The 18,345-nt window shown below is 69.6% G+C and carries 19 protein-coding genes; 9 read left to right on the forward strand and 10 right to left on the reverse strand.

Annotated features, from left to right (window positions below):
• Nucleotides 1–48 precede the first annotated feature (48 nt).
• The 3 genes from WMF43_RS31025 to WMF43_RS31035 all read left to right on the forward strand — a co-directional run bounded on the left by WMF43_RS31025 (nucleotide 49) and on the right by WMF43_RS31035 (nucleotide 2,772).
• The gene (locus tag WMF43_RS31025; protein ID WP_437670210.1) at nucleotides 49–444 is read left to right on the forward strand and encodes a hypothetical protein; all 396 of its coding nucleotides are present in this window, start codon (nucleotides 49–51) and stop codon (nucleotides 442–444) included.
• A gap of 460 nt (nucleotides 445–904) precedes the next feature.
• Nucleotides 905–1,300, forward strand: coding sequence for a GFA family protein (locus WMF43_RS31030; RefSeq protein WP_437670212.1), 396 nt, complete (start codon nucleotides 905–907; stop codon nucleotides 1,298–1,300).
• 197 nt (nucleotides 1,301–1,497) lie between these two features.
• Nucleotides 1,498–2,772, forward strand: a complete 1,275-nt coding sequence (locus tag WMF43_RS31035) for a PAS domain-containing protein (protein WP_437670214.1) — start codon at nucleotides 1,498–1,500, stop codon at nucleotides 2,770–2,772.
• Between the two features lie 82 nt (nucleotides 2,773–2,854).
• Here WMF43_RS31035 and WMF43_RS31040 read toward each other — a convergent pair whose 3' ends face one another.
• On the reverse strand, nucleotides 2,855–3,769 hold the full coding sequence (locus tag WMF43_RS31040) for an NAD-dependent epimerase/dehydratase family protein (protein WP_437670216.1): 915 nt from the start codon (nucleotides 3,767–3,769) through the stop codon (nucleotides 2,855–2,857).
• A gap of 205 nt (nucleotides 3,770–3,974) precedes the next feature.
• Between WMF43_RS31040 and WMF43_RS31045 the strand changes: the two genes are divergently transcribed.
• Nucleotides 3,975–4,952: a LysR family transcriptional regulator gene (locus WMF43_RS31045; RefSeq protein ID WP_437670218.1), complete on the forward strand. Its 978-nt coding sequence runs from the start codon at nucleotides 3,975–3,977 to the stop codon at nucleotides 4,950–4,952.
• A gap of 97 nt (nucleotides 4,953–5,049) precedes the next feature.
• The gene (locus tag WMF43_RS31050; protein ID WP_437670220.1) at nucleotides 5,050–5,820 is read left to right on the forward strand and encodes an alpha/beta fold hydrolase; all 771 of its coding nucleotides are present in this window, start codon (nucleotides 5,050–5,052) and stop codon (nucleotides 5,818–5,820) included.
• A gap of 228 nt (nucleotides 5,821–6,048) precedes the next feature.
• On the opposite strand, the gene WMF43_RS31055 is transcribed toward WMF43_RS31050, so the two are convergent.
• Entirely contained in the window at nucleotides 6,049–6,495 is a 447-nt protein-coding gene (locus WMF43_RS31055) for a hypothetical protein (protein WP_437670222.1), read from the reverse strand.
• A 417-nt stretch (nucleotides 6,496–6,912) separates the two neighbouring features.
• On the opposite strand from WMF43_RS31055, the gene WMF43_RS31060 reads away from it, so the two are divergent.
• Nucleotides 6,913–7,128, forward strand: coding sequence for a hypothetical protein (locus WMF43_RS31060; protein WP_437670224.1), 216 nt, complete (start codon nucleotides 6,913–6,915; stop codon nucleotides 7,126–7,128).
• A gap of 62 nt (nucleotides 7,129–7,190) precedes the next feature.
• On the opposite strand, the gene WMF43_RS31065 is transcribed toward WMF43_RS31060, so the two are convergent.
• The 5 genes from WMF43_RS31065 to WMF43_RS31085 form a co-directional block, all read right to left on the reverse strand.
• Nucleotides 7,191–7,577 carry a VOC family protein gene (locus tag WMF43_RS31065; protein WP_437670225.1) on the reverse strand — a complete coding sequence of 129 codons (387 nt, stop codon included), beginning with the start codon at nucleotides 7,575–7,577 and terminating at the stop codon, nucleotides 7,191–7,193.
• A gap of 108 nt (nucleotides 7,578–7,685) precedes the next feature.
• Nucleotides 7,686–8,294 carry a GyrI-like domain-containing protein gene (locus tag WMF43_RS31070; protein ID WP_437670226.1) on the reverse strand — a complete coding sequence of 203 codons (609 nt, stop codon included), beginning with the start codon at nucleotides 8,292–8,294 and terminating at the stop codon, nucleotides 7,686–7,688.
• Nucleotides 8,295–8,592: 298 nt separating this feature from the next.
• Nucleotides 8,593–9,342 carry a glutathione S-transferase gene (locus WMF43_RS31075; protein ID WP_437670228.1) on the reverse strand — a complete coding sequence of 250 codons (750 nt, stop codon included), beginning with the start codon at nucleotides 9,340–9,342 and terminating at the stop codon, nucleotides 8,593–8,595.
• A gap of 184 nt (nucleotides 9,343–9,526) precedes the next feature.
• Nucleotides 9,527–10,102 carry a hypothetical protein gene (locus WMF43_RS31080; RefSeq protein WP_437670230.1) on the reverse strand — a complete coding sequence of 192 codons (576 nt, stop codon included), beginning with the start codon at nucleotides 10,100–10,102 and terminating at the stop codon, nucleotides 9,527–9,529.
• 487 nt (nucleotides 10,103–10,589) lie between these two features.
• Complete coding sequence (locus tag WMF43_RS31085; protein ID WP_437670232.1) at nucleotides 10,590–11,525, reverse strand: LysR family transcriptional regulator; 936 nt, start codon at nucleotides 11,523–11,525, stop codon at nucleotides 10,590–10,592.
• A gap of 160 nt (nucleotides 11,526–11,685) precedes the next feature.
• Between WMF43_RS31085 and WMF43_RS31090 the strand changes: the two genes are divergently transcribed.
• From WMF43_RS31090 to WMF43_RS31100, 3 genes are all read left to right on the forward strand, one after another.
• A complete protein-coding gene (locus WMF43_RS31090) occupies nucleotides 11,686–12,141 on the forward strand; it encodes a DoxX family protein (protein WP_437670234.1) in 456 nt (151 codons plus the stop codon).
• A gap of 236 nt (nucleotides 12,142–12,377) precedes the next feature.
• The gene (locus WMF43_RS31095) at nucleotides 12,378–13,544 is read left to right on the forward strand and encodes an FIST signal transduction protein (RefSeq protein ID WP_437670236.1); all 1,167 of its coding nucleotides are present in this window, start codon (nucleotides 12,378–12,380) and stop codon (nucleotides 13,542–13,544) included.
• 2 nt (nucleotides 13,545–13,546) lie between these two features.
• Nucleotides 13,547–14,245, forward strand: coding sequence for an STAS domain-containing protein (locus tag WMF43_RS31100; RefSeq protein ID WP_437670237.1), 699 nt, complete (start codon nucleotides 13,547–13,549; stop codon nucleotides 14,243–14,245).
• 175 nt (nucleotides 14,246–14,420) lie between these two features.
• Here the strand turns inward: WMF43_RS31100 and WMF43_RS31105 are convergent, their stop codons facing one another.
• From WMF43_RS31105 to WMF43_RS31115, 3 genes are all read right to left on the reverse strand, one after another.
• Nucleotides 14,421–15,470, reverse strand: a complete 1,050-nt coding sequence (locus WMF43_RS31105; RefSeq protein ID WP_437670239.1) for an NAD(P)-dependent alcohol dehydrogenase — start codon at nucleotides 15,468–15,470, stop codon at nucleotides 14,421–14,423.
• Nucleotides 15,471–15,695: 225 nt separating this feature from the next.
• Nucleotides 15,696–16,739, reverse strand: a complete 1,044-nt coding sequence (gene mglC, locus WMF43_RS31110) for a galactose/methyl galactoside ABC transporter permease MglC (RefSeq protein ID WP_437670241.1) — start codon at nucleotides 16,737–16,739, stop codon at nucleotides 15,696–15,698.
• 36 nt (nucleotides 16,740–16,775) lie between these two features.
• Nucleotides 16,776–18,290 (reverse strand): sugar ABC transporter ATP-binding protein, encoded by a 1,515-nt coding sequence (locus tag WMF43_RS31115; protein WP_437670243.1) that lies wholly within the window; start codon nucleotides 18,288–18,290, stop codon nucleotides 16,776–16,778.
• Nucleotides 18,291–18,345: the final 55 nt, after the last annotated feature.

Below are 18,345 nucleotides of genomic sequence, written 5' to 3' on the forward strand. Positions count from 1 at the left end.
GACATCCGCGCAGATTCCGGTTAGGATGGCTGCCATGAGAGGATACCCTTGATCCACTTCGACGAGCGGTGGGTCACCATCTCCTGGGACGCCGAAATTCAGGCGGTGCTGGCCGAGTGGAAGGCGTTCGCCGACACCCGGGAGCTGCGCGAGGCGCTCGAGGCCGCGCTCGATCTCATCCGCAAGAAGAAGGCGACCCGCTGCCTCGCCGATTGCCGCCTCGCCGGGCCCACCACGCAGGACGACCAGCGGTGGGCGCTCGAGAGCTGGCTCCCCCGCACGGCCGCGCTCGGGGTGCGCCATATCGCCTACGTGATGCCGCGCTCGGCGATAGCGCGCATGTCGCTGACGCGGTCCGTGACCAGGTTCGACGACCAGGATCTCGCCCAGATGCTGTTCGACGACATCGACGCCGCCCGCGCCTGGCTCGCCGCCGCGCGCTGAGCGCCGCCGCGAGGCCGAGGCCGGCTGGCGGCGAGACACCTCGCGCTCACCCTACCAGCATGCATGAGCCAGGGGAAGCCGGGCGCGAAGGGCCAGTTGATAAACAGTATTTATAAAATATGCCTCGTGTCCGAGCTTGATTTCTCCAGGGCGGCCGAGCTCGACCAAAAAATCCTTCACGGCTGCAGTTGCTGGCCTATCGACACACCCCATCGGCCGACGAAAATTCCATGTTCGTTCATCCGTCACCTCACCATCCTCGAAAGGGGCGGCAGGGCGCCCGCCCCTCCGGACTGGAACGTGACGGGCGTCCGCTCGACGAGCATCGGGCCGTCGGGATACCATGCAGCGAGGAAAAAAAAGAAGCCATCATGAAGTACGTTTGCCTCCTACATTTCGCCACCGGATCGCCGCGCTCGTGCAGCGACCTGGAGCGGCGATCGAGGGAGATGGGGGAACCATGCTGAAGGGCAGCTGTTACTGCGGCGTCGTGCGGTTCGAGGTCGAGGATGCGTTCGGCTACGCGTTCTTCTGTCATTGCTCGCGGTGCCGGCGGCGCACGGGCGCCGCCTGCGCCGCCATCGGCGGGATCGAGATCGACCAAGTCCACGTCACGGAGGGCCGAGAGCACCTCTTGAAGCTCGGCGAGTCCGAGGAGGGGTACCGCTGCCTCTGCGGTCAATGCTTCTCGCCCCTCTACGACGTGGTCCGCGCGCAGAGGTTCGCGCACGTGCAGCTCGGCACGCTCGCCGGCGTACCGAGGAGACGCCCCGATCATCACATCCACGTCGCGTACAAGGCGGCGTGGCACCAGATAACGGACGACCTCCCCCAATTCGATGAGTTCCCGCCCTAGCGCGGCCGCCGCGCCTCCTGTCCATGCGGCGCGCCGCGAGGTGGGAGGAGATCGCGTGTCAGGTCGTGCGCGGCGGACCTACCAGCGTCCGCCGCGGGCTCCGAGCGAGCAGAGGAGCACGAGGTGATGGCCGCCTCGGTCATCCGTGCACGCCGCTTGAGCGCTTGTGGTCTGCCGCGATGTGATAGAGGTGGCCCATGACGTCCGTCGATGTCGATGCGCTCACGGCAGAGCTCGCGCGCCTGCGCGAGGAGAACGCGGCGCTCACACGCGAGCGGGACGAGGCGCGCCGCGAGCGGGACGAGCTGCACAAGGCCATCCTGGGGATGCCCGCCGCGGTCGGGGTGATGCTCGGCCCGGACCACGTGTTCACGATCGTGAACGACGCGTGGCGCGCCTTGAATCCCGCTCTCGATCCGATCGGCAAGCCCTTGATCGACGTCCTCCCGGCGCCCCTCGGCGGGCGCGTCGCCGCGATGCTCGATCGCGTCTTCGCGACCGGTGAGCCCCTGATCTCCGCGAACGTGCCTTTCACGTGGCCGGGCGCCGAAGAGACGTCCTTCATCACGTTTCATTACTCCGCCCTGCGCAGGGACGACGGCGAGATCTTCGGGATGGTCTTCCACGGCCTCGACGTCACCGCGCAGATGCGATCGCAGCGCGAGGTGCAGTCGCTGAACGGCAGGCTGCGCACCTTCCTCGCCCTGGCCGAGAACGCGCCGGACAGCATCGTGGTCACCGAGCGCGGCCAGATCACGTACGCGAACCCGGCGTTCCGCCGCATGTACGGGTACGGCGCCGAGGTCGTCGGGACTCCCCTGCTCGACCTGGTCGACGCCGAGGGCCGGGCGCTCCTCGACGCGCGCCGGAAGGAGGGCGCGTCCCCGGGCGCAGCCCGGGCCGTCGTCACCTGCCGCCGCCACGACGGGAGCACCTTCCCGGGCGAGGTCTCCACGTTCCCCATCCGCGACGACGGCGGGCAGATCGACGCCGAGGGCGCCATCGTCCGCGATCTCACCGAGCAGCGGCGCGTGGAGCAGGATCGGCAGCGGCTCCAGGAGGACCTCATCGCGGCGCAGCAGCGCGCGATCCGCGAGCTCTCGACGCCGCTCATCCCGCTCGCCGCGCGGCTGGTCGTGATGCCGCTCGTGGGCACCATCGACAGCGTCCGGTCCGAGCAGATCCTGGAGACGCTCCTCCGCGGCATCACGGCGCACCAGGCCGCGGTGGCCATCCTCGACACCACGGGCGTGCGGAGCATGGATGAGCAGGTCGCGAGCTCGCTCCTCAGGACCGCCGGCGCGGCCCGCCTGCTGGGCACGGAGGTCATCCTCACCGGGATCTCGCCCGAGGTCGCGCGCGCGCTCGTGGAGATCGGGACCGACCTGAGCGGGGTGACCACGCGCGGGACGCTCGAGGCCGGGGTGGCCTACGCCCTCGGCCGCCGGTCCGGATCGAAGGGCAGGTCGTGACGCCTGGAGGCGGGCCCGCCCGGCGCCGCGGCGCGCCCGCCCGGCGCCGCGGCGCGCCCGCCCGGCGCCGCGGCGCGCGCGCTCAGGCGAGGCGCGCCGCGATGAGCGGGATGTCGTCTTCCAGGCGGTTCGTCGCCTCGTAGGGTTGCCAGCCGAGCTCGGCGCGCGCGCGCTCGTTCGACATCCGGTGGTCGAGCGCGAGCAGCATGGCGAAGAACGGCCCCCAGAGCGCGCCGGCCTGCTCGCGCGAGGCGCTCGCGACAGGCAGCGTCAGGGCGCCGCCGATCCAGCGGGCCACGTCGCCCGTCGCCACGTTGGCGCCGGCGCCGTTGTAGATCCGGCCCGGCGGCGCCTTCTCCAGGGCGAGGACGTACAGGTCGGCCAGGTCGTCGACGTGGACGCAGGTGACCTGGTTCTCGCCCGAGCCGATATGGTGGGCCGCGCCCGCCTTGCGCGCGGCCGAGACGAGCCGCAGGGCCACGCTGCTCGGCGCGTCGCTGTGGGTGAGGATCGACGGGCGAATGACGGCGGTCCTGACGCCCCGCTGCGCGCCGGCCACGTAGCAGCCCTCGACCTCGCGGCGTATGGCCCCCGGGTGGCCTGGCTCCGTGGGGTGATCCTCTCCGACGGGGACCTTCCCCGTGTTGCCCACGACGCCCGTCGCCGTCGTTCCGATCAGGCATTTGCCCGTCCCGGCGAGCGCCTCGATGAGCGCCTCGACGACGCGCCGCTCCTGCCCCACCGCGGACGCCAGATCGCCCGTGCGGTGCTCGAAGGCGAGGTGCACGACGGCGTCCGCCGCCCGCGCCGCGTCGGCCAGGATCCCGGCGTCGTCGAGCGAGGCGCGGAGCGGCTCGGCCGGGACATCCATGTCCCGCAGGCGCGCGGCGCTCGCCTCGTCGCGCACCGCCGCGATCACGGCGTGCCCCTTCGCGCGGAGCCGCCGCGCGACGCGTGAACCGATGTACCCCGTGGCCCCTGTGATCAAGACGCGCATCGCAACCTCCCTCTCCTGCTCCAGCGTCGTCCGCCCGGCGGCGCGCCAGCGGGCGCACGTTAGGCGCACGTCCGGCGCGCGGCGCCCAGCGCGCGCCGCGCGCCGGGCCTCCGTCGAGCCGCGCGAGGCCGCCCGCCGCGGCCCCTGTCCGCGGGAGAGTAAGGTTCTCCACGATGAAGTCGAGCGAATAAGATGTATGCGACCCATGAACGGAAGTTATGAGAAGGATCTCGACCTCAACCTGCTCCGCGTCTTCGTCGTCGTGGCGGAGGCGGGCAGCGTCACGGAGGCGGCGCGCCGCCTTTACCTCACGCAGCCGGCGGTGAGCGCCGCGCTCCGGCGGCTCGCGTCGGCGCTGGGCGCGCCGCTCTTCGTCCGCGCCGGGCGCGGGCTCGCGCTGACCGCGCGCGGGCGGCGCCTGCTCGCGTCGGCGCGCCCGCACCTCGAGGCGCTCGTCGAGGCCGCGCTGTCGCCGGCGGCGTTCGACGCGAGGACGAGCGAGCGCACGGTGCGGCTCGGCCTCTCCGACGCGAGCGAGGCGTGGCTGCTCGCGCCGCTCCTGCGCCTGCTCGAAGGCGAGGCGCCGCGCCTGCGCCTCGTCGTCCTCCCGGTGCAGTTCCGCACCGTCGCCGACGCGCTGGGCTCCTCGGCGGTGGACCTCGCGGTGACGGTCGCCGGCGATCTGCCGGCCGGCACGCGGCGGCGCGCGCTGTTCACGGGCGGCTTCGTGTGCCTGTTCGATCCGCGGCGCGCCCGGATCGGCAGGCGCCTCACGATGGCTCGCTACCTCGCGCACGAGCACGTCGTCGTGTCGTACAACGGCGATCTGCGCGGCGTCGTCGAGGACACGCTCGGCGTGCAGCGGCGGGTGCGGGTGTCGGTGTCGACCTTCCACAGCGTCGGCGCGGTCGTGGAGGGCAGCGCCCTTCTCGCCACGGTGCCCGGCATCATCGCCCAGGAGATCACCTCGCTGCGCCCGAGCCTCCGCGCGGCGGCGCTGCCGCTCGCCCTGGAGGGCATGCCGGTGGAGCTGCTCTGGCGGAGCGCGGTCGAGGACGACGAGGCCGTCGCCTTCCTGCGCGGCCTCGTGGTGCGCGTGGCGAGCGCGGTGAAACGCTCCGGCGCGGCGGCGCCGCCCCGTACGCCTACACGCCGCCGCTCGGCGCCGCCGCCCGCGGCTTGATCGGCGGTTTTCGACCCCTCCGGGCGGTGGTAGGCCTCTGCGCCGAGCCCCGCCGTGGCGCGGCGCGGAGCCCGGGGCATCTTTGCGGGGGAGCACCATGGACCACTTCGATCATCAATCGGGTCATTTTCTCGAGATAGACGGGGCCAGCCTCTATTACGAGGTGGTCGGCCAGGAGACCGGGCCGGCGCTCGTCTTGCTGCACGGCGGCTTCGGAGACATGGAGGACTTCAACGTCCTCGTGCCGGACCTCGCCAGGCGGTTCCGTGTGATCGGCGTCGACAGCCGCGGCCACGGGAAGTCCACGCTCGGCGGAGCGCCGCTCACGTACGAGCGCCTCCAGGGCGACGTGGAGCGGCTCGTCGGCCAGCTGGGGCTCGACCGGTACGACATCCTCGGCTTCAGCGACGGGGGCATCGTGGCCTACCGGATGGCCGCCCGGGATTCGTCAGCGATCAGGCGCCTGGTCACCGTCGGCGCGCACTGGGAGCTGAGGGAGGACGATCCGGTGCGAGAGATCCTGTCCAAGGTCACCGCGGAGAGCTGGCGCGCGAAGTTCCCGTCGACCTACGACAGCTACCAGAGGCTCAACCCGGAGCCGGACTTCGACGCTTTCGCCGGCGCCGTCGTCAGGATGTGGCTCGACGCCGGCCCTTCAGGATACCCGGGCGACGCGGTGGAGAAGATCTCTTGCAGGTCTCTCATTGCGCGAGGAGAGGATGATCACCTCGCGTCGCGCGACCAGATCTCCGAATCGGCGCGGCGCATCCGGGGCGCGACGGCGCTGACCATCCCGGGGGCTGGACACGCCGCGTTTCAGGACCAACCGGCGCTGTTCCTGCGCAGCCTGAGCGAGTTCCTCGAGTGAGGCTAGCTCGGCCTGTCAGAGGTCTTGGCGGGGAGCACGGCGAGAGAAGAGATTTCAACGCAAAGGCGCAAAGGCGCAAAGGCGCAAACCAGAATTTCTCTGTAGTTTATTTCTCTGCTTTTTTGCGCCTTTGCGCCTTTGCGCCTTTGCGTTAAAAATCTCTCGGGATCCCTGCACAAACCTGTGCGGCACGGAACGAGGGGGGCGCCGGCGGGGCGCCCCGAGGCCTCACGGAGTCACGCTCGTCAGCGTGTGGCAGTTGTTGCACGAGAACTCGCCGGTCTCGGTGGTCGGGTCGAACCGCTCGACCTGGAGCAGATCGGCCATCTGCGGCACGACCGTGTTGTACATCCAATCGGCCCACCGCCCGACCTCGGGATCCATGGCGTACTCGAGGAACGCGTCCGGGGTGTCGGGCAGCGGCGGGACCTCCGCGCTCGGCATCGCGTAGGAGCCGTCGGTCGCGCCGGCGCCGTGGCAGGTCGGGCAGCTCATGCCCTCGAACTTCGGGTCGAACGCGGCGAAGGTCTCCGACATCTGCGGCGTGACGACCTCCTCCATGTACGCGTAGCGCTGCTCGAAGCTCATGTCCTTCCACGCGACGGGCTCGCTGTCCTCCCCACCGCAGGCGGCGACGACCAGACACAGTGCGATCGGGATGCGCTTCATGGCCATGTTCCTTCTCCTTGCTCGTTTCAGCTCGTGCCGGGGCTCATCCGGCGGTTCGGGATCAGCGCGACCGGCTATACCCCAAAGACCCCGCCGCCCAGGGAAACTCATCGGTGAAAAGAACGAGGGGGAAAAAAATCGATCGGCCAGGGACATCGACCAGTATTTGTGAGATATTTCACATTTCACGACGCCGAAACCCCTGGCGCGGCGGTTCAGCGGCCCCGGGTAGCTGGCGCGCGCTCGGCTTGCCGGACTCGGGTCGCGGCTGCCGGGGCAGCATCGGGGAACGTCGGGGAGGAAGGGAAGCGCACCTGCGCACGTGAACGCGATCGCCCTGACGTGCTCTCGCGAAGCTGAAAGCGTGGCTCGCATCTCCCCGGGACTATCGGGCACTTCGAGATCGCCGGGGAGGCCGCGGCCGTGGGCGCGAAGGCGAAGGCGAGCGACGTCGTGCGGCTCGGCTTGCGCGCCCTCTCGACGGGACGAACACACGCCATCCACGGCTTCGGCAACTACATCCTCTCGAACCTCGCGCGCTTCGTACCGCGCTCCGTGGCGGCGCGCCTGACGGCGGAGGTCATGCGGAAGAATCAGGCGCGCGCCCTGCCCGCCTCGACGGCGGGCGCACGTCCCTGATCGGCGCTAAGCCTTGGCCGAAGGGTGAGGCCGCAGATTCGTGCTGAGGCCGGCTGCCCTGGTCATCGGCCGGCAGGCGGTTGCCAAAGCTCGACCTTGTTTCCTTCCGGATCGATGACCCAGGCAAACTTCCCGTACTCGGAATCGTCAATTTTCTCGAGAACGTTGCAGCCTTCTTCGCGCAAGACTTTAACGAGGGCGAGGAGATCCTCGACCCGGTAATTGACCATGAAGGTCGCAGCGCTGGGCGCGAAGTGGTCGCCTTGCGCCGAGCTGATGGACCAGACGGTCGTCCCGGCGACCGGCTTACCTTCACCGTCGGTCCAGGTAAAAGCCGTGCCACCCCATTCTTGGGCATCGATTCCGAGGTGCCGCTTGTACCAAGCCTGTAGCGCCGGAGCGTCTTTGGCTTTGAAGAAGATGCCGCCGATGCCAGTGACTCGCTTCATGGAACCTCCGAGGACGGGTGGTGGTGAGGGAGAGCGTGTATTCTCCAGCCTGACGCCTGAGTCAAGCCGTGCCGCGGAGCGGCGTCAGCGTGAACGTTCTGTTGACCATCACTCCATAGGTTGGCGGATGATGGTCTTCCACTTGGCTGGTTCGGCGCGACGTATATCGCTCAGGTACACCTCGTGGTGCTTTCCTGCGAGCGCCGAGCGCGCACCAATGAAATCATGGACTCGCTGAATCGTCGGCCCTTCTTCAGCAAAGGGGCCGATGTGAAGTATCTGAGCGCATGATCCTTCGGTGAAGCTCTCCAGCCTGAGCGAGCCTACCGCGGGGAGCGCCTTCTTTCGCCTAACCTCCGTGATGGCCGCCTGAATCACCGCCTCCTCCACGAAATGAGGCTGCATGATCATCATCGTCCATTTCCACCTCGACCTATCGTTGGAGGTGAAGACGGACAGGTCATCCGACCACCAGAGGCCTTCGAGGGGCATGACCGCATAGTCGATTCCTTTCGCCCCCTTCTTCACCATGAACTTCGTCGTGTAGGAGACGGAGAACAGCGCTTCCACTGCCTCGGCATACTCCTGTGATGTGTTGGGGTCGCCCTCGCCGTCGATCATGAGGAACTGAAACGTTGGCACCTCAACCTGCACCACCTCCTTCGCGGAAGGCTGGTAGAGATGTTTGAGCTCCCTCTTGAGATCAACTTTCGGCACGAATGCACCTGATGGCAGCTGACGGCATCGAGCTCACCGGCGAAGCCCGCCGAGGCGAGGGCGCACGCTACCACAAGCGCCCTGAGTCTTGAAGCACGTCCGGGCGGCGACCCGACGCCCCCCGCGAGGACGAAGCGATGACCCCTCCAGCGCACCGCCCCCGCCCGCATCTCCGCCGCCTCCGGCAGCCCTCGACGACCTGGAGCACGCGGGGCCACAGTCCGTGGCTTGGTTGCCCGAGCCCCGCTCGGATCACGGCGCCTCGGGCGTGACGTCCTTCAGGTCGAGCGCGCCGGATTCATCGTCTCTTCGACGGCGCCGGATCGAGCTCCGGATAACGCCGGAAGATGCCGTCTTCGTTGAAGGGCACCCGCCGATCCGAGGCCAGGTAGGCCGCTATCCCCGGGCGCTCGGCCACGCGGTCGTGCAGGGCGACGAGCCCCGGGATCCTGGGCGCGAACGCGGCCATGGCGTGCGGGAACGCGTAGCGGAGGCCCGCGATCACCTGGAACATCGAGAGATCCACGTAGGACACCGCGCCTCCCAGGAGGTGACGGCCGCCGTGGCGATCGAGGACGCGCTCGAAATAGCCGAGGAACTTGGGCATGCGCTCGGCGAGGAAGGCCTGGCTCCGGCGGAGGGCCTCGGGCTTCTGGTCCTCGTAATAGAGCTCGACGGAGATGGGGTGATGCGTGTCGTGCACCTCGGCGATCAGATCGGTGATGGTGAGCTGGAGCTGATGAGCGCCGAGCCTGCTCGCCTCGTCGTCGGGCGCGAGGCCGAGGCGCGGGCCGAGGTAGAAGAGGATGTTGGCCACCTGCGCGATCACGAGGTCGCCGGAGCGGAGGAACGGCGGCGCGAAGGGCTCGAGCGCGAGCGCGTGGCTCTTCATGAGCTTCTGCATGGCGGCGACGCCGCCGTGCTTCGCCGCGGGCAGGCGGGCGACATCGACATAAGGAGCGACGGCGTCCTCGAGCGCGAGGCGCACGAACTCTCCGCGGCCCTGAATGCCCGGCCAGTAATACAGCTCGTACGTTGGCGTGTTCATGACGGATAACTGGCGCCGGCGAGGGCCGCGGTCAATGGGCGCGCCGCCGAGCGGGGCGCGCCGCCGAGCGCCCCGCCGGGTCCGGCGCGGCGATGCCCGGAGCAGGGATCGACGTCGTACGCCGCCCGGGGAGGCGTTCACATGCGCATGTGAACGCGTTCACACGCGCATGTGACGGCGTGGCTCAGCGGCACACCTGCTGATAATCGGGACAACAATCCCCGTACAGCGTGCACGAGTTGTTGCAGAAGCACACCGGCCCTCCACCGTCGGCGCTGGGGCCGGCCCCGCCGCAGTAATTCGTGGTCCTGCCGGCGCAGGTGTAGAGGTTGCTGCGCGCCTCGAAGCTCGTGGCCCTGCACTCGCCGCCGCCCCAGAACGCGTTCGTGTGCACATGGAGCTTCGCGCGGCAGTCCGTCGGGTTGTCCGGGTTGACCCAGCCGGCGAACTCGCAGGCTCCATTCCCGGACCAGCTCACGTCGACCCTCACCCGCTCGTACCCCGGGCTGCACATCCCGCCGAACTCCGGGTAATGATCCTCCTCCATGATGTTCCCGCCGTAATGCCGGCTGAATCTCGAGTGCCGCCGCGGCGCGCTGATGGTGGCCGCCTGGGCGGCGCTCTCGACCTCCTCGTCGTCGGCGGCGTCGACCAGCTCCTCGAGATCCTCGTCGAGCACGCCCTCATCACCCGCGTCGACGGCGCACCCGACCCCGAACAGCGAAGCCACGACGATCGCATACGTAGAACGGTTCAACATGGCATCCTCCTCATCCAAAAAAAAATGACTCCGATTGTCAGCGCGACGGCATCGAGCGCTCTTCAGCGCCCCTGTTCACCATGCCGTCGAGACCCAACGCCGCGGCGCTGGGCACCGGCGGCCGCTGCGCACCGGCGGCGGCGAGCGCCGCGAGAACCACACGACAGCCCTCCTGCGGCGCGAGGACGGAGTCTCGACGCCTCGTTCGCCGAGAGCGACTCCGGGGACTGCAACGCCCGTACCATCAAGCGATGGGAACGAACGGCGTGCTGGTCACGCCGGGTGAGCGCGAACGACGGGTTAGCTGCTGGCCTGCCCCGCGCGGATCACGGGGAAATCGCCGCGTGGACGCCGCGATCGTGGACATCCCACGCCGACGGGCCGGTCCGGGTGCAACGGGGTGCAACTCCGGGTCTGGCGGGGTGCAACTCCAGGTGCAACGGGTGCAACAGCGCCGCTCCGCGCCCTCGTCAGGCCGCGCCCACGGTCACGCGATGCGCTTCACCCAGGCGACGACGAAGTCGCGGAACACCGCCACGTTCCGCGACATGTGCCGCGCGCTCGGATAGACGAGGTACATGGTGCCCGCGCGCCAGGACCACTCGGGCAGCACCTGGACGAGGCGGCCGCTCGCCAGGTCGGGCGCGGCGAGCAGCCGCGGGAGCGGGCCGATGCCGCCCCCGGCGCGGAGCACCGCGCGGATGAGCTGGAAGTTGTCGGTGGCGATGCGCCCGGTCGCCATCGCGTCGCGCACCGCGCGCGCGTCGTCGATCGGCCACTGCCCGCGCCGGGCGTCGGGCAGGAAGACCACCCGCTCGTGCGCGGCCAGCTCGTCGAACGCGCGCGGCAGGCCGCGGCGCGCGAGGTACGACGGCGCCGCGAAGAGCTGCACGTCGGAGTCGAGCAGCTTGCGCGCGACCAGCGACGAGTCCGGGAGCGCGCGCGTCGCCCGGAGCGCCACGTCGAACCCCTCGCGCACCAGATCGACCTGACGCGCGGAGAGATCCACCTCCACGCAGAGCAGCGGGTAACGCGCGCAGAACTCGACCAGCATCTCCCCGATGAAGGAGTCGCCCCCGTCCGGCGGCGCGCTGAGCCGGATCGTGCCCTGCGGCTGCCCCTGGTACACGTCGAGCGCCTGCGTGGCGTCGCGCAGGCCGGCGATGTGCGGCGCCACGTCGCCGAAGAAGCGGCGCCCCGCCTCGGTCAGCGCGACCGCGCGCGGCGACCGCTGGAGCAGCCGCACCCGCAGCGACTCCTCGAGGCGCGTCACCGCGCGGCTCACCGTGGACTTCGGGACCCCGAGCTGCGCCGCCGCCGCCGTGAACGAGCCCATCTCCGCGACCCGCGCGAAGGCGGCGATCTCGTCGAGCTGGGGCGCCGGCGCGACGCGGGCGCGGGCTTTGTCGCGGGGGCCAGGCATGCGGCGGATCTCCACCAGGTTCGGGGGTGCACCGGTAGGTTGCGTTGGTGCAACGCTGCGTTGACCCGTTGCACGATAGCACCAGGTGCCGGGAAGGCGCAAAGAGGAGGTGCGGGCGCTCCGGTGGAGAGCGGCCCGCCTCACCTCAGCGAGGCTCGTCATGAACAACGTCAAGCGTTTCGCTCCCGTCGCCGCCCGCGCGCTCCTTGGGCTCGTGTTCTTCGTCTTCGGCCTCAACGGCTTCCTGCAGTTCCTGCCGCAGCCCCCGGTGCCTGCGGCGGCTGCAGCCTTCGCGGGCGGGCTGGCCGCGAGCGGGTACTTCTTCCCGGTGCTCAAGGGCATCGAGGTCGTCGCGGGCGCCCTCCTGCTCACGAACCGTTATGTGCCGCTCGCGCTGACGGTGCTCGCGCCCATCGTCGTGAACATCGTCCTCTTCCACACGTTCCTCGCGCCCGGCAACCCGGTGGCCTGGCTCGTGCTCGCCCTCGAGATCTACCTCGCCTTCGCGTACCGGGCCGCGTTCCGCCCGATGCTCGCCGCGCGCGTCCAGCCCGACGCCGCCGCGGCCCCCGGCGCCGCGCAGCGCAGCGCGCGCGCCGTCGAGAGCGCCGCGTGAAATGTGCATGAATCCCGGGTGAGCGGCGCGCCCATCGCGCCCCCTGCGGCGCGGTCCGCCCGCCCGCCGGCGCCGCATAGGGGGCCATGCCCGCGCTCCTCACAGCCCATCACGACCCGGGAGACCGGCGACGGCGGTGGGCTCGACTGCCACCTTCACATCCCACGTGCCGCGCGCGATGCGCCTTGCGTGTTATTCACTCTGGGCGCTATCTTCTGCCTTCCTCCGGGAGGGCCATGATCGAAGCGACCACCGTCTCCATCGTTCACGAAGACGCCCGCGAGGCGGGCAGGCTCGCAGCGGTGGAGCTCCTCGATCGGCTGAGCCGGGCACCCGATCTGGTCATCGTCTTCGCCCCGGCCCACGTCGACGGCAAGGCGGTGCTGGAGGGCCTCTTCAGCCGGCTCCCCAAGGACACCCAGCTCGCCGGCTGCTCGACGGCCGGCGAGATCAACAGCGACGAGGTGCTGAGCGACTCGGTCACGGCCATGGGCCTTTGCTCCCGGGATGTCGAGTTCAGGACGTTCAAGGTCGAGGGCATCGGCGCGGACGCCCACGAGGCCGGGAGGGCGCTCGCGGCGCAGGTCAAGGCGTTCGATCCTGCGCTCCTCCTCCTGTTTCCGGACGCGCTCGCGGTCAGCGCGACGCGGCTGCTCGACGGCCTCCAGTCGGTCCTCGGCCCGGAGTTCCCGGTGCTCGGCGGGATGGCGGCGGACAGCGTGAAGTACACCGGCACGTTCCAGTACTGGAACCGGGAGGCGCTCACGAACAGCGCGGTCGCGGTCGGGATGAAGGGCCGTATCGAGCTCGTGACCCGGGCGCGCAGCGGCTGGACGCCGATGGGCGCGCCGCGCACGTGCACGAGGGTCGAGAACGGCAGCACGCTGCTCGCGCTCGATGGCCGGCCGGCGCTGGAGCTTTACGAGGAGTACCTCGGCGAGCGCGCCCGCGACCTGCCCACGGTGAGCACGGAGTTCCCCCTCGGCCTCGTGAGCGGGATCCAGCGCGGCGTGGTGACGCCGGACGATCAGATCCTCGTCTGCCGTGGGGTCCGCGGCGTGGACCGGGAGCGCGGGGCGATGCTGCTCGGCGGGGACATCCCGGAAGGCGGCCAGGTGCGCATGATGCGGGCCACCAAGGAGGATGTGATCAAGGCGAGCAGCGTCGCGGGCGCGCTCGCCTGCGACGAGATGCCCGATCCCACGCTCGCCTTCTTCTTCAACTGCGCGGCGAGGAAGGTCGTGCTCGGCTGGCGGTACCGGCAGGACGTCCAGGCGCTGTTCCGCCGCCTGGGTCCGAGTGTCCCCAAGATAGGGTTCTTCACCTACGGTGAGTTCTGCCCGACCGGCGGCGTGTCGCTGTACCACGAGGTGACCTTCACCGTGGCGCTGCTCAGGGCCTGATCATGCCTTGCGAGACGTGCCCGCTGGAGCCCACAGGCAGCGCCTTGCCGCTCGCGGCGTTCCTCGACCGGCTCGCGAGCTGCGACGGCTGCCCGCGGCTCGCCTCCGCGGAGGCGACGCCGCTCGTCCGCCTGCTCGTCGGCAGGCACCGGGAGGCGGCGCGGGCGCTCCGCGGCCTCGAGAACGACGTCCGCAAGCTGAAGCGGCAGCTCGGCGAGGCCGAGTCGGCCGCGGACGAGTACGAGGAGCGGCTGGCGACGCTGGAGCAGGTGCAGAAGAGGAGCGCGGCCGAGGTCGAGGAGGAGCTGCGCCAGCAGATCGAGCTCGCGCGCCGTCAGGCCGCCGAGATGATCTCGATGTCCACCCCGATCATCCGGGTCTGGGAGGGCGTGCTGGTGCTCCCCGTCATTGGCACGCTCGACGGCGCGCGCGCCGCCACCATGACCGACCGCCTCCTCGCCGAGGTCGCCGCGTCGTCGCCATCCCACGTGATCGTCGACCTCACCGGCCTGGACGCCGCCGACCCCGCGACGATCACCCACCTCCTGAAGATGGGCACCGCCGTGCGCCTCCTCGGCGCCCGGATGATCTTCACGGGCATCCAGCGCAACGTCGCCCACGCCCTCGTGACCTCCGGCACCGAGCTCGCCGCCGTGACGACCCTCGGCACCCTGAAAGAGGCCCTGCGCCGCATCGTCTAGCGGCGCAGGAGGCGCAGGAGGCGCAGGAGGCGCAGGAGGCGCAGGAGGCGCAGGAGGCGCAGGAGGCGCAGGAGGCCATGCGACTCTCCTGAGCCTCTCACGCGCTCTTCATTCGTGAACGGCCGCTAGACCTCGGCGGCGTCGAAGAAGGTGACCCTTTCAGGCGCCGCGTCGTTCACTCGGATTTGAGAGAAGCCATGTCGATGGTGAAGCGGTACTTCACGTCGGACTTGAGCAGCCTCTCGTAGGCCTCGTTGGCCTTCTGGATGGGGATGACCTCGACGTCGGCGGTGATGCCGTTCTTTCCGCAGAAGTCGAGCATCTCCTGGGTCTCGGCGATGCCGCCGATGGCCGAGCCGGAGAGGCTGCGGCGCGCCAGGATGAGGCTGAAGGCGGCGACGTTCAGGGGATTCGAGGGCGCTCCGACGAGGGTCAAGTTGCCGTCGCGGCGGAGCAGGTTGAGGAGGGCGTTGACGTCGTGGTCCGCGGAGACGGTGTCGAGGATGAGGTCGAAGCTGCCGGCGTGCTTCTGCATCTCGCTCGCATTGCGGGAGACGACGACCTCGTCGGCGCCCAGGCGGAGAGCGTCCTCCGTCTTGCCGGGCGAGGTGGTGAAGACGACGACGTGCGCCCCGAAGGCACGGGCGAACTTCACGCCCATGTGGCCCAGCCCGCCGAGACCGACCACGCCGACCTTCTTGCCCTTGGTGATGCCCGAGTGGCGCAAAGGCGAGTACGTGGTGATCCCGGCGCAGAGCAGCGGCGCCGCGCCGGCAGGGTCGAGGCCCGAGGGGACGCGCAGGACGAAATGCTCATCGACGACAATGCTGTCGGAGTAGCCGCCGTACGTGACGCCCCCGAGGTGCTTGTCGGGGCCGTTGAAGGTGAGGACCTGATTCGGGCAGTACTGCTCCAGACCCTCCTTGCAGCTCGGGCAGGTCCTGTCCGAGTCGACCATGCACCCGACCGCGGCGAGGTCGCCGGGCTTGTACCTGGTGACCGCCGAACCAACCCTGGTGACACGGCCGACGATCTCGTGGCCCGGCACGATGGGGTAGACGGTGTTGGCCCACTCGTTGCGGACCGAGTGGAGGTCGGAGTGGCAGATGCCGCAGAAGAGGATCTCGATCTGCACGTCGTGCTCGGTCGGATCGCGCCGCGGGATCTGGGTGGAGGCCAGCGGCGAGGTCGCGCTGGCGGCGGAGTAAGCCTTCGAGGTGTACATGGTTCGATGCTCCTCTTGGTGTGTTTTGCTCGCGATGTCCAGCGGTCGAACCGCTGCATGGGGCCGCCGGACAGGCGAGCGCCCTGCTCCGTGATCGTCGAGGAGGCGCTCTCGATCCTCCTGAGCTCGCCGGCTTCGCCGGGAGAGCCGGTGGGCCGGGTCCGGCTGTCGGCGCCGCGGGCCGCCAGGAGACCCACACGAAGCGACCACCACCGCGCCGGCGTGTCACCGCTTCCGCAGGTACTTGCGGATATCGACGGACACCGCCGCGACGATGATGATGCCCTTGATGATCTGCTGCCAGTACGCCGACACCCCGAGGACGACGAGCCCGTTGTTGAGCACCTCGAAGATGAGCACGCCGGTGAGGACGCCGCCGACGGTGCCGACCCCGCCCGAGGTGGAGACGCCGCCGATGACGCAGGCCGCGATGGCGTCGAGCTCGTACATCAGCCCGTAGTTGTTGGTGGCGCCGCCGGTCCGCGCCGCGAGCAGCGCGCCCGCGAGGCCGTAGAGGGCGCCGGCGAGCAGGTACACGAGCAGGAGGGTCTTCTTGACGTCGACCCCCGAGACGACCGCCGCGTCGCGGTTCGAGCCGATGGCGTAGATGTTCTTGCCGAGGCGCGTCTGGTTGAGGAGCACCCAGACGAAGAGCGTGATCACCGCGGCGATGATGACGAGGTACGGCAGCGCCCAGTCGCCGCCGAAGCGGATCGCGCCCGTGCCGATGCCCGTGAAGTCGTCGCGCAGGCCGCCGATCGGCTGCGCGCCGAGCGGCGGGCGGTCGACGTACAGGGACGCGGCGCCGTACACCATGATCATCGTGCCCAGCGTGGCGATGAACGGCGGGACGTTGAGGAAGGCCACCACGGAGCCGTTGATCAGGCCGACGAAGGCGCCGATGCAGATCGCCGCGACGATGCAGAGCAGCACCGGCTGGGGGGCGAGGTCCGGGTACATCCGGCTCGCGTAGTCCGGCCGCTGGAGGAGCGAGGCCGCGACGCAGGCGGAGAGCCCCACGATGCGGCCGGCCGAGAGATCGGTGCCGCGCGTGATCAGGATCCCCCCCTCGCCGAGGGCGATGATCGCCCGGACCGACGAGATGATGAGGATGTTCACGAGGTTGGCCACGCTCAGGAAGCTGGGCCGCATGACGCCGATCACGATGACCAGCGAGAGGAGGACCAGGGAGATGGCCTGTCTGCTGGCGAACTCCCGGAAGGCCGTCAGGTGATTGCGGGCGGCGACGCCGGAGCCCTTGATTTCCATGGGTTGCTTCCTCTTACGCTGGTTACGCCGGGTGGCTCACATGAACTGCGTGGACAGCGCCATGATCTCCTCCTGGGTGGCGCGTTTGCCCTCCAGGATCCCCGTGATCCGCCCCCCGCACATCACCATGATCCGGTCGGACATGCCGAGCACCTCGGGCAGCTCGGAGGAGATCATGATGATGCTCTTCCCCCGCTTCGCGAGGTCCGCGATGATCGCGTAGATCTCGTATTTCGCGCCGACGTCGACCCCGCGGGTCGGCTCGTCGAGGATCAGGATGTCGGGGCTCGTGAGCAGCCAGCGCGCCACGATCACCTTCTGCTGGTTGCCGCCCGAGAGGTTCTGGATGAAGGCGCGCGTGCTCGGCGTCTTCACCCGGAGCGCCTCCACGAGCCGCCGCACTTCCTTCTCGGCGCGGCCGCGGTCGAGCAGGCCCGTCTTCCGCTTGTACTTCTTCCAGCTCGCCGACAGCGTGTTGTCGGCGACGTCGAGCATCGGGAAGATGCCCGTCGAGCGGCGCTCCTCGGTGAGCAGCGCCATCCCCCGGTCGATCGCCTTGATGGGATCCCGGATCCGCGCCTCTTCCTGGCCGATGACGACGCGGCCCCTCGCGATCCCGCGCAGGCCGAACAAGGCCTCCATCAGCTCGGTGCGCTGGGCGCCCACGAGGCCGCTCACCCCGAGGATCTCGCCCTTGCGGAGGTCGAAGCTCACGTCCCGGAACGACCGGGGCTCGGTCGAGGTCAGCCCCTCGACCCGCAACACGACCTCGCCCGGCTCGTTCTCGCGCGGCGGGAACCGCTGCGTCATGTCGCGGCCGACCATGCGCTGGATGATGAGATCGGTCGTGAGCTCGGAGGACGGGTACGTCCCCACGACCCTGCCGTCCCGCATGATCGTGACCTCGTCGGAGATCCGCAGGATCTCCTCCATCTTGTGCGAGATGTAGATGATGGCCACCCCCTCGCGCCGGAGATTGCCGATGATCTCGAAGAGGTGCTCCACCTCGTGCTCGGTGAGCGACGACGTGGGCTCATCCATGATGATGATCTTCGCGCGCTGGGAGACCGCCTTGGCGATCTCCATCGACTGGATCTTCGAGACCGAGAGGTTCACGACCCAGGTGGTCGGGTCGATGTCCATGCGGAGCTCCTTGAAGAGCGCCCGCGTGTCCTCCAGCATCTTCTTGTGATCGACCAGCTTGAACGGCCCGAAGCCGCGGACGGGGTAGCGCCCCAGCCAGACGTTCTCCATCACGCTCCGGTAAGGGATCGGCTGGAGCTCCTGGTGGATCATGGCGATGCCGTGATCGAGCGCGTCGCGCGACGACGAGAACGAGACGGCCTTGCCGGCCAGGGTGATCGCGCCGGCGTCGGGCGCGTACATGCCGAACAGGCACTTCATGAGCGTCGACTTGCCCGCGCCGTTCTCCCCCATGAGGGCGTGGACGGTGCCCGGCCGGACGCGGAGGCTCACCGAGTCCAGGGCCTTGACGCCCGGGAACTGCTTGGAGATGTCGATCATCTCGAGGACGTAGTCGGCGCTGGCCATCACGTCTCCTGTGCTCTTGACGAGGGGACGGCGAGCGCCGGGCCCCGACCCACAT

Origin of the sequence: Sorangium sp. So ce131, from assembly GCF_051519095.1 — a bacterium.
Classification (GTDB): domain Bacteria; phylum Myxococcota_A; class Polyangia; order Polyangiales; family Polyangiaceae; genus Sorangium.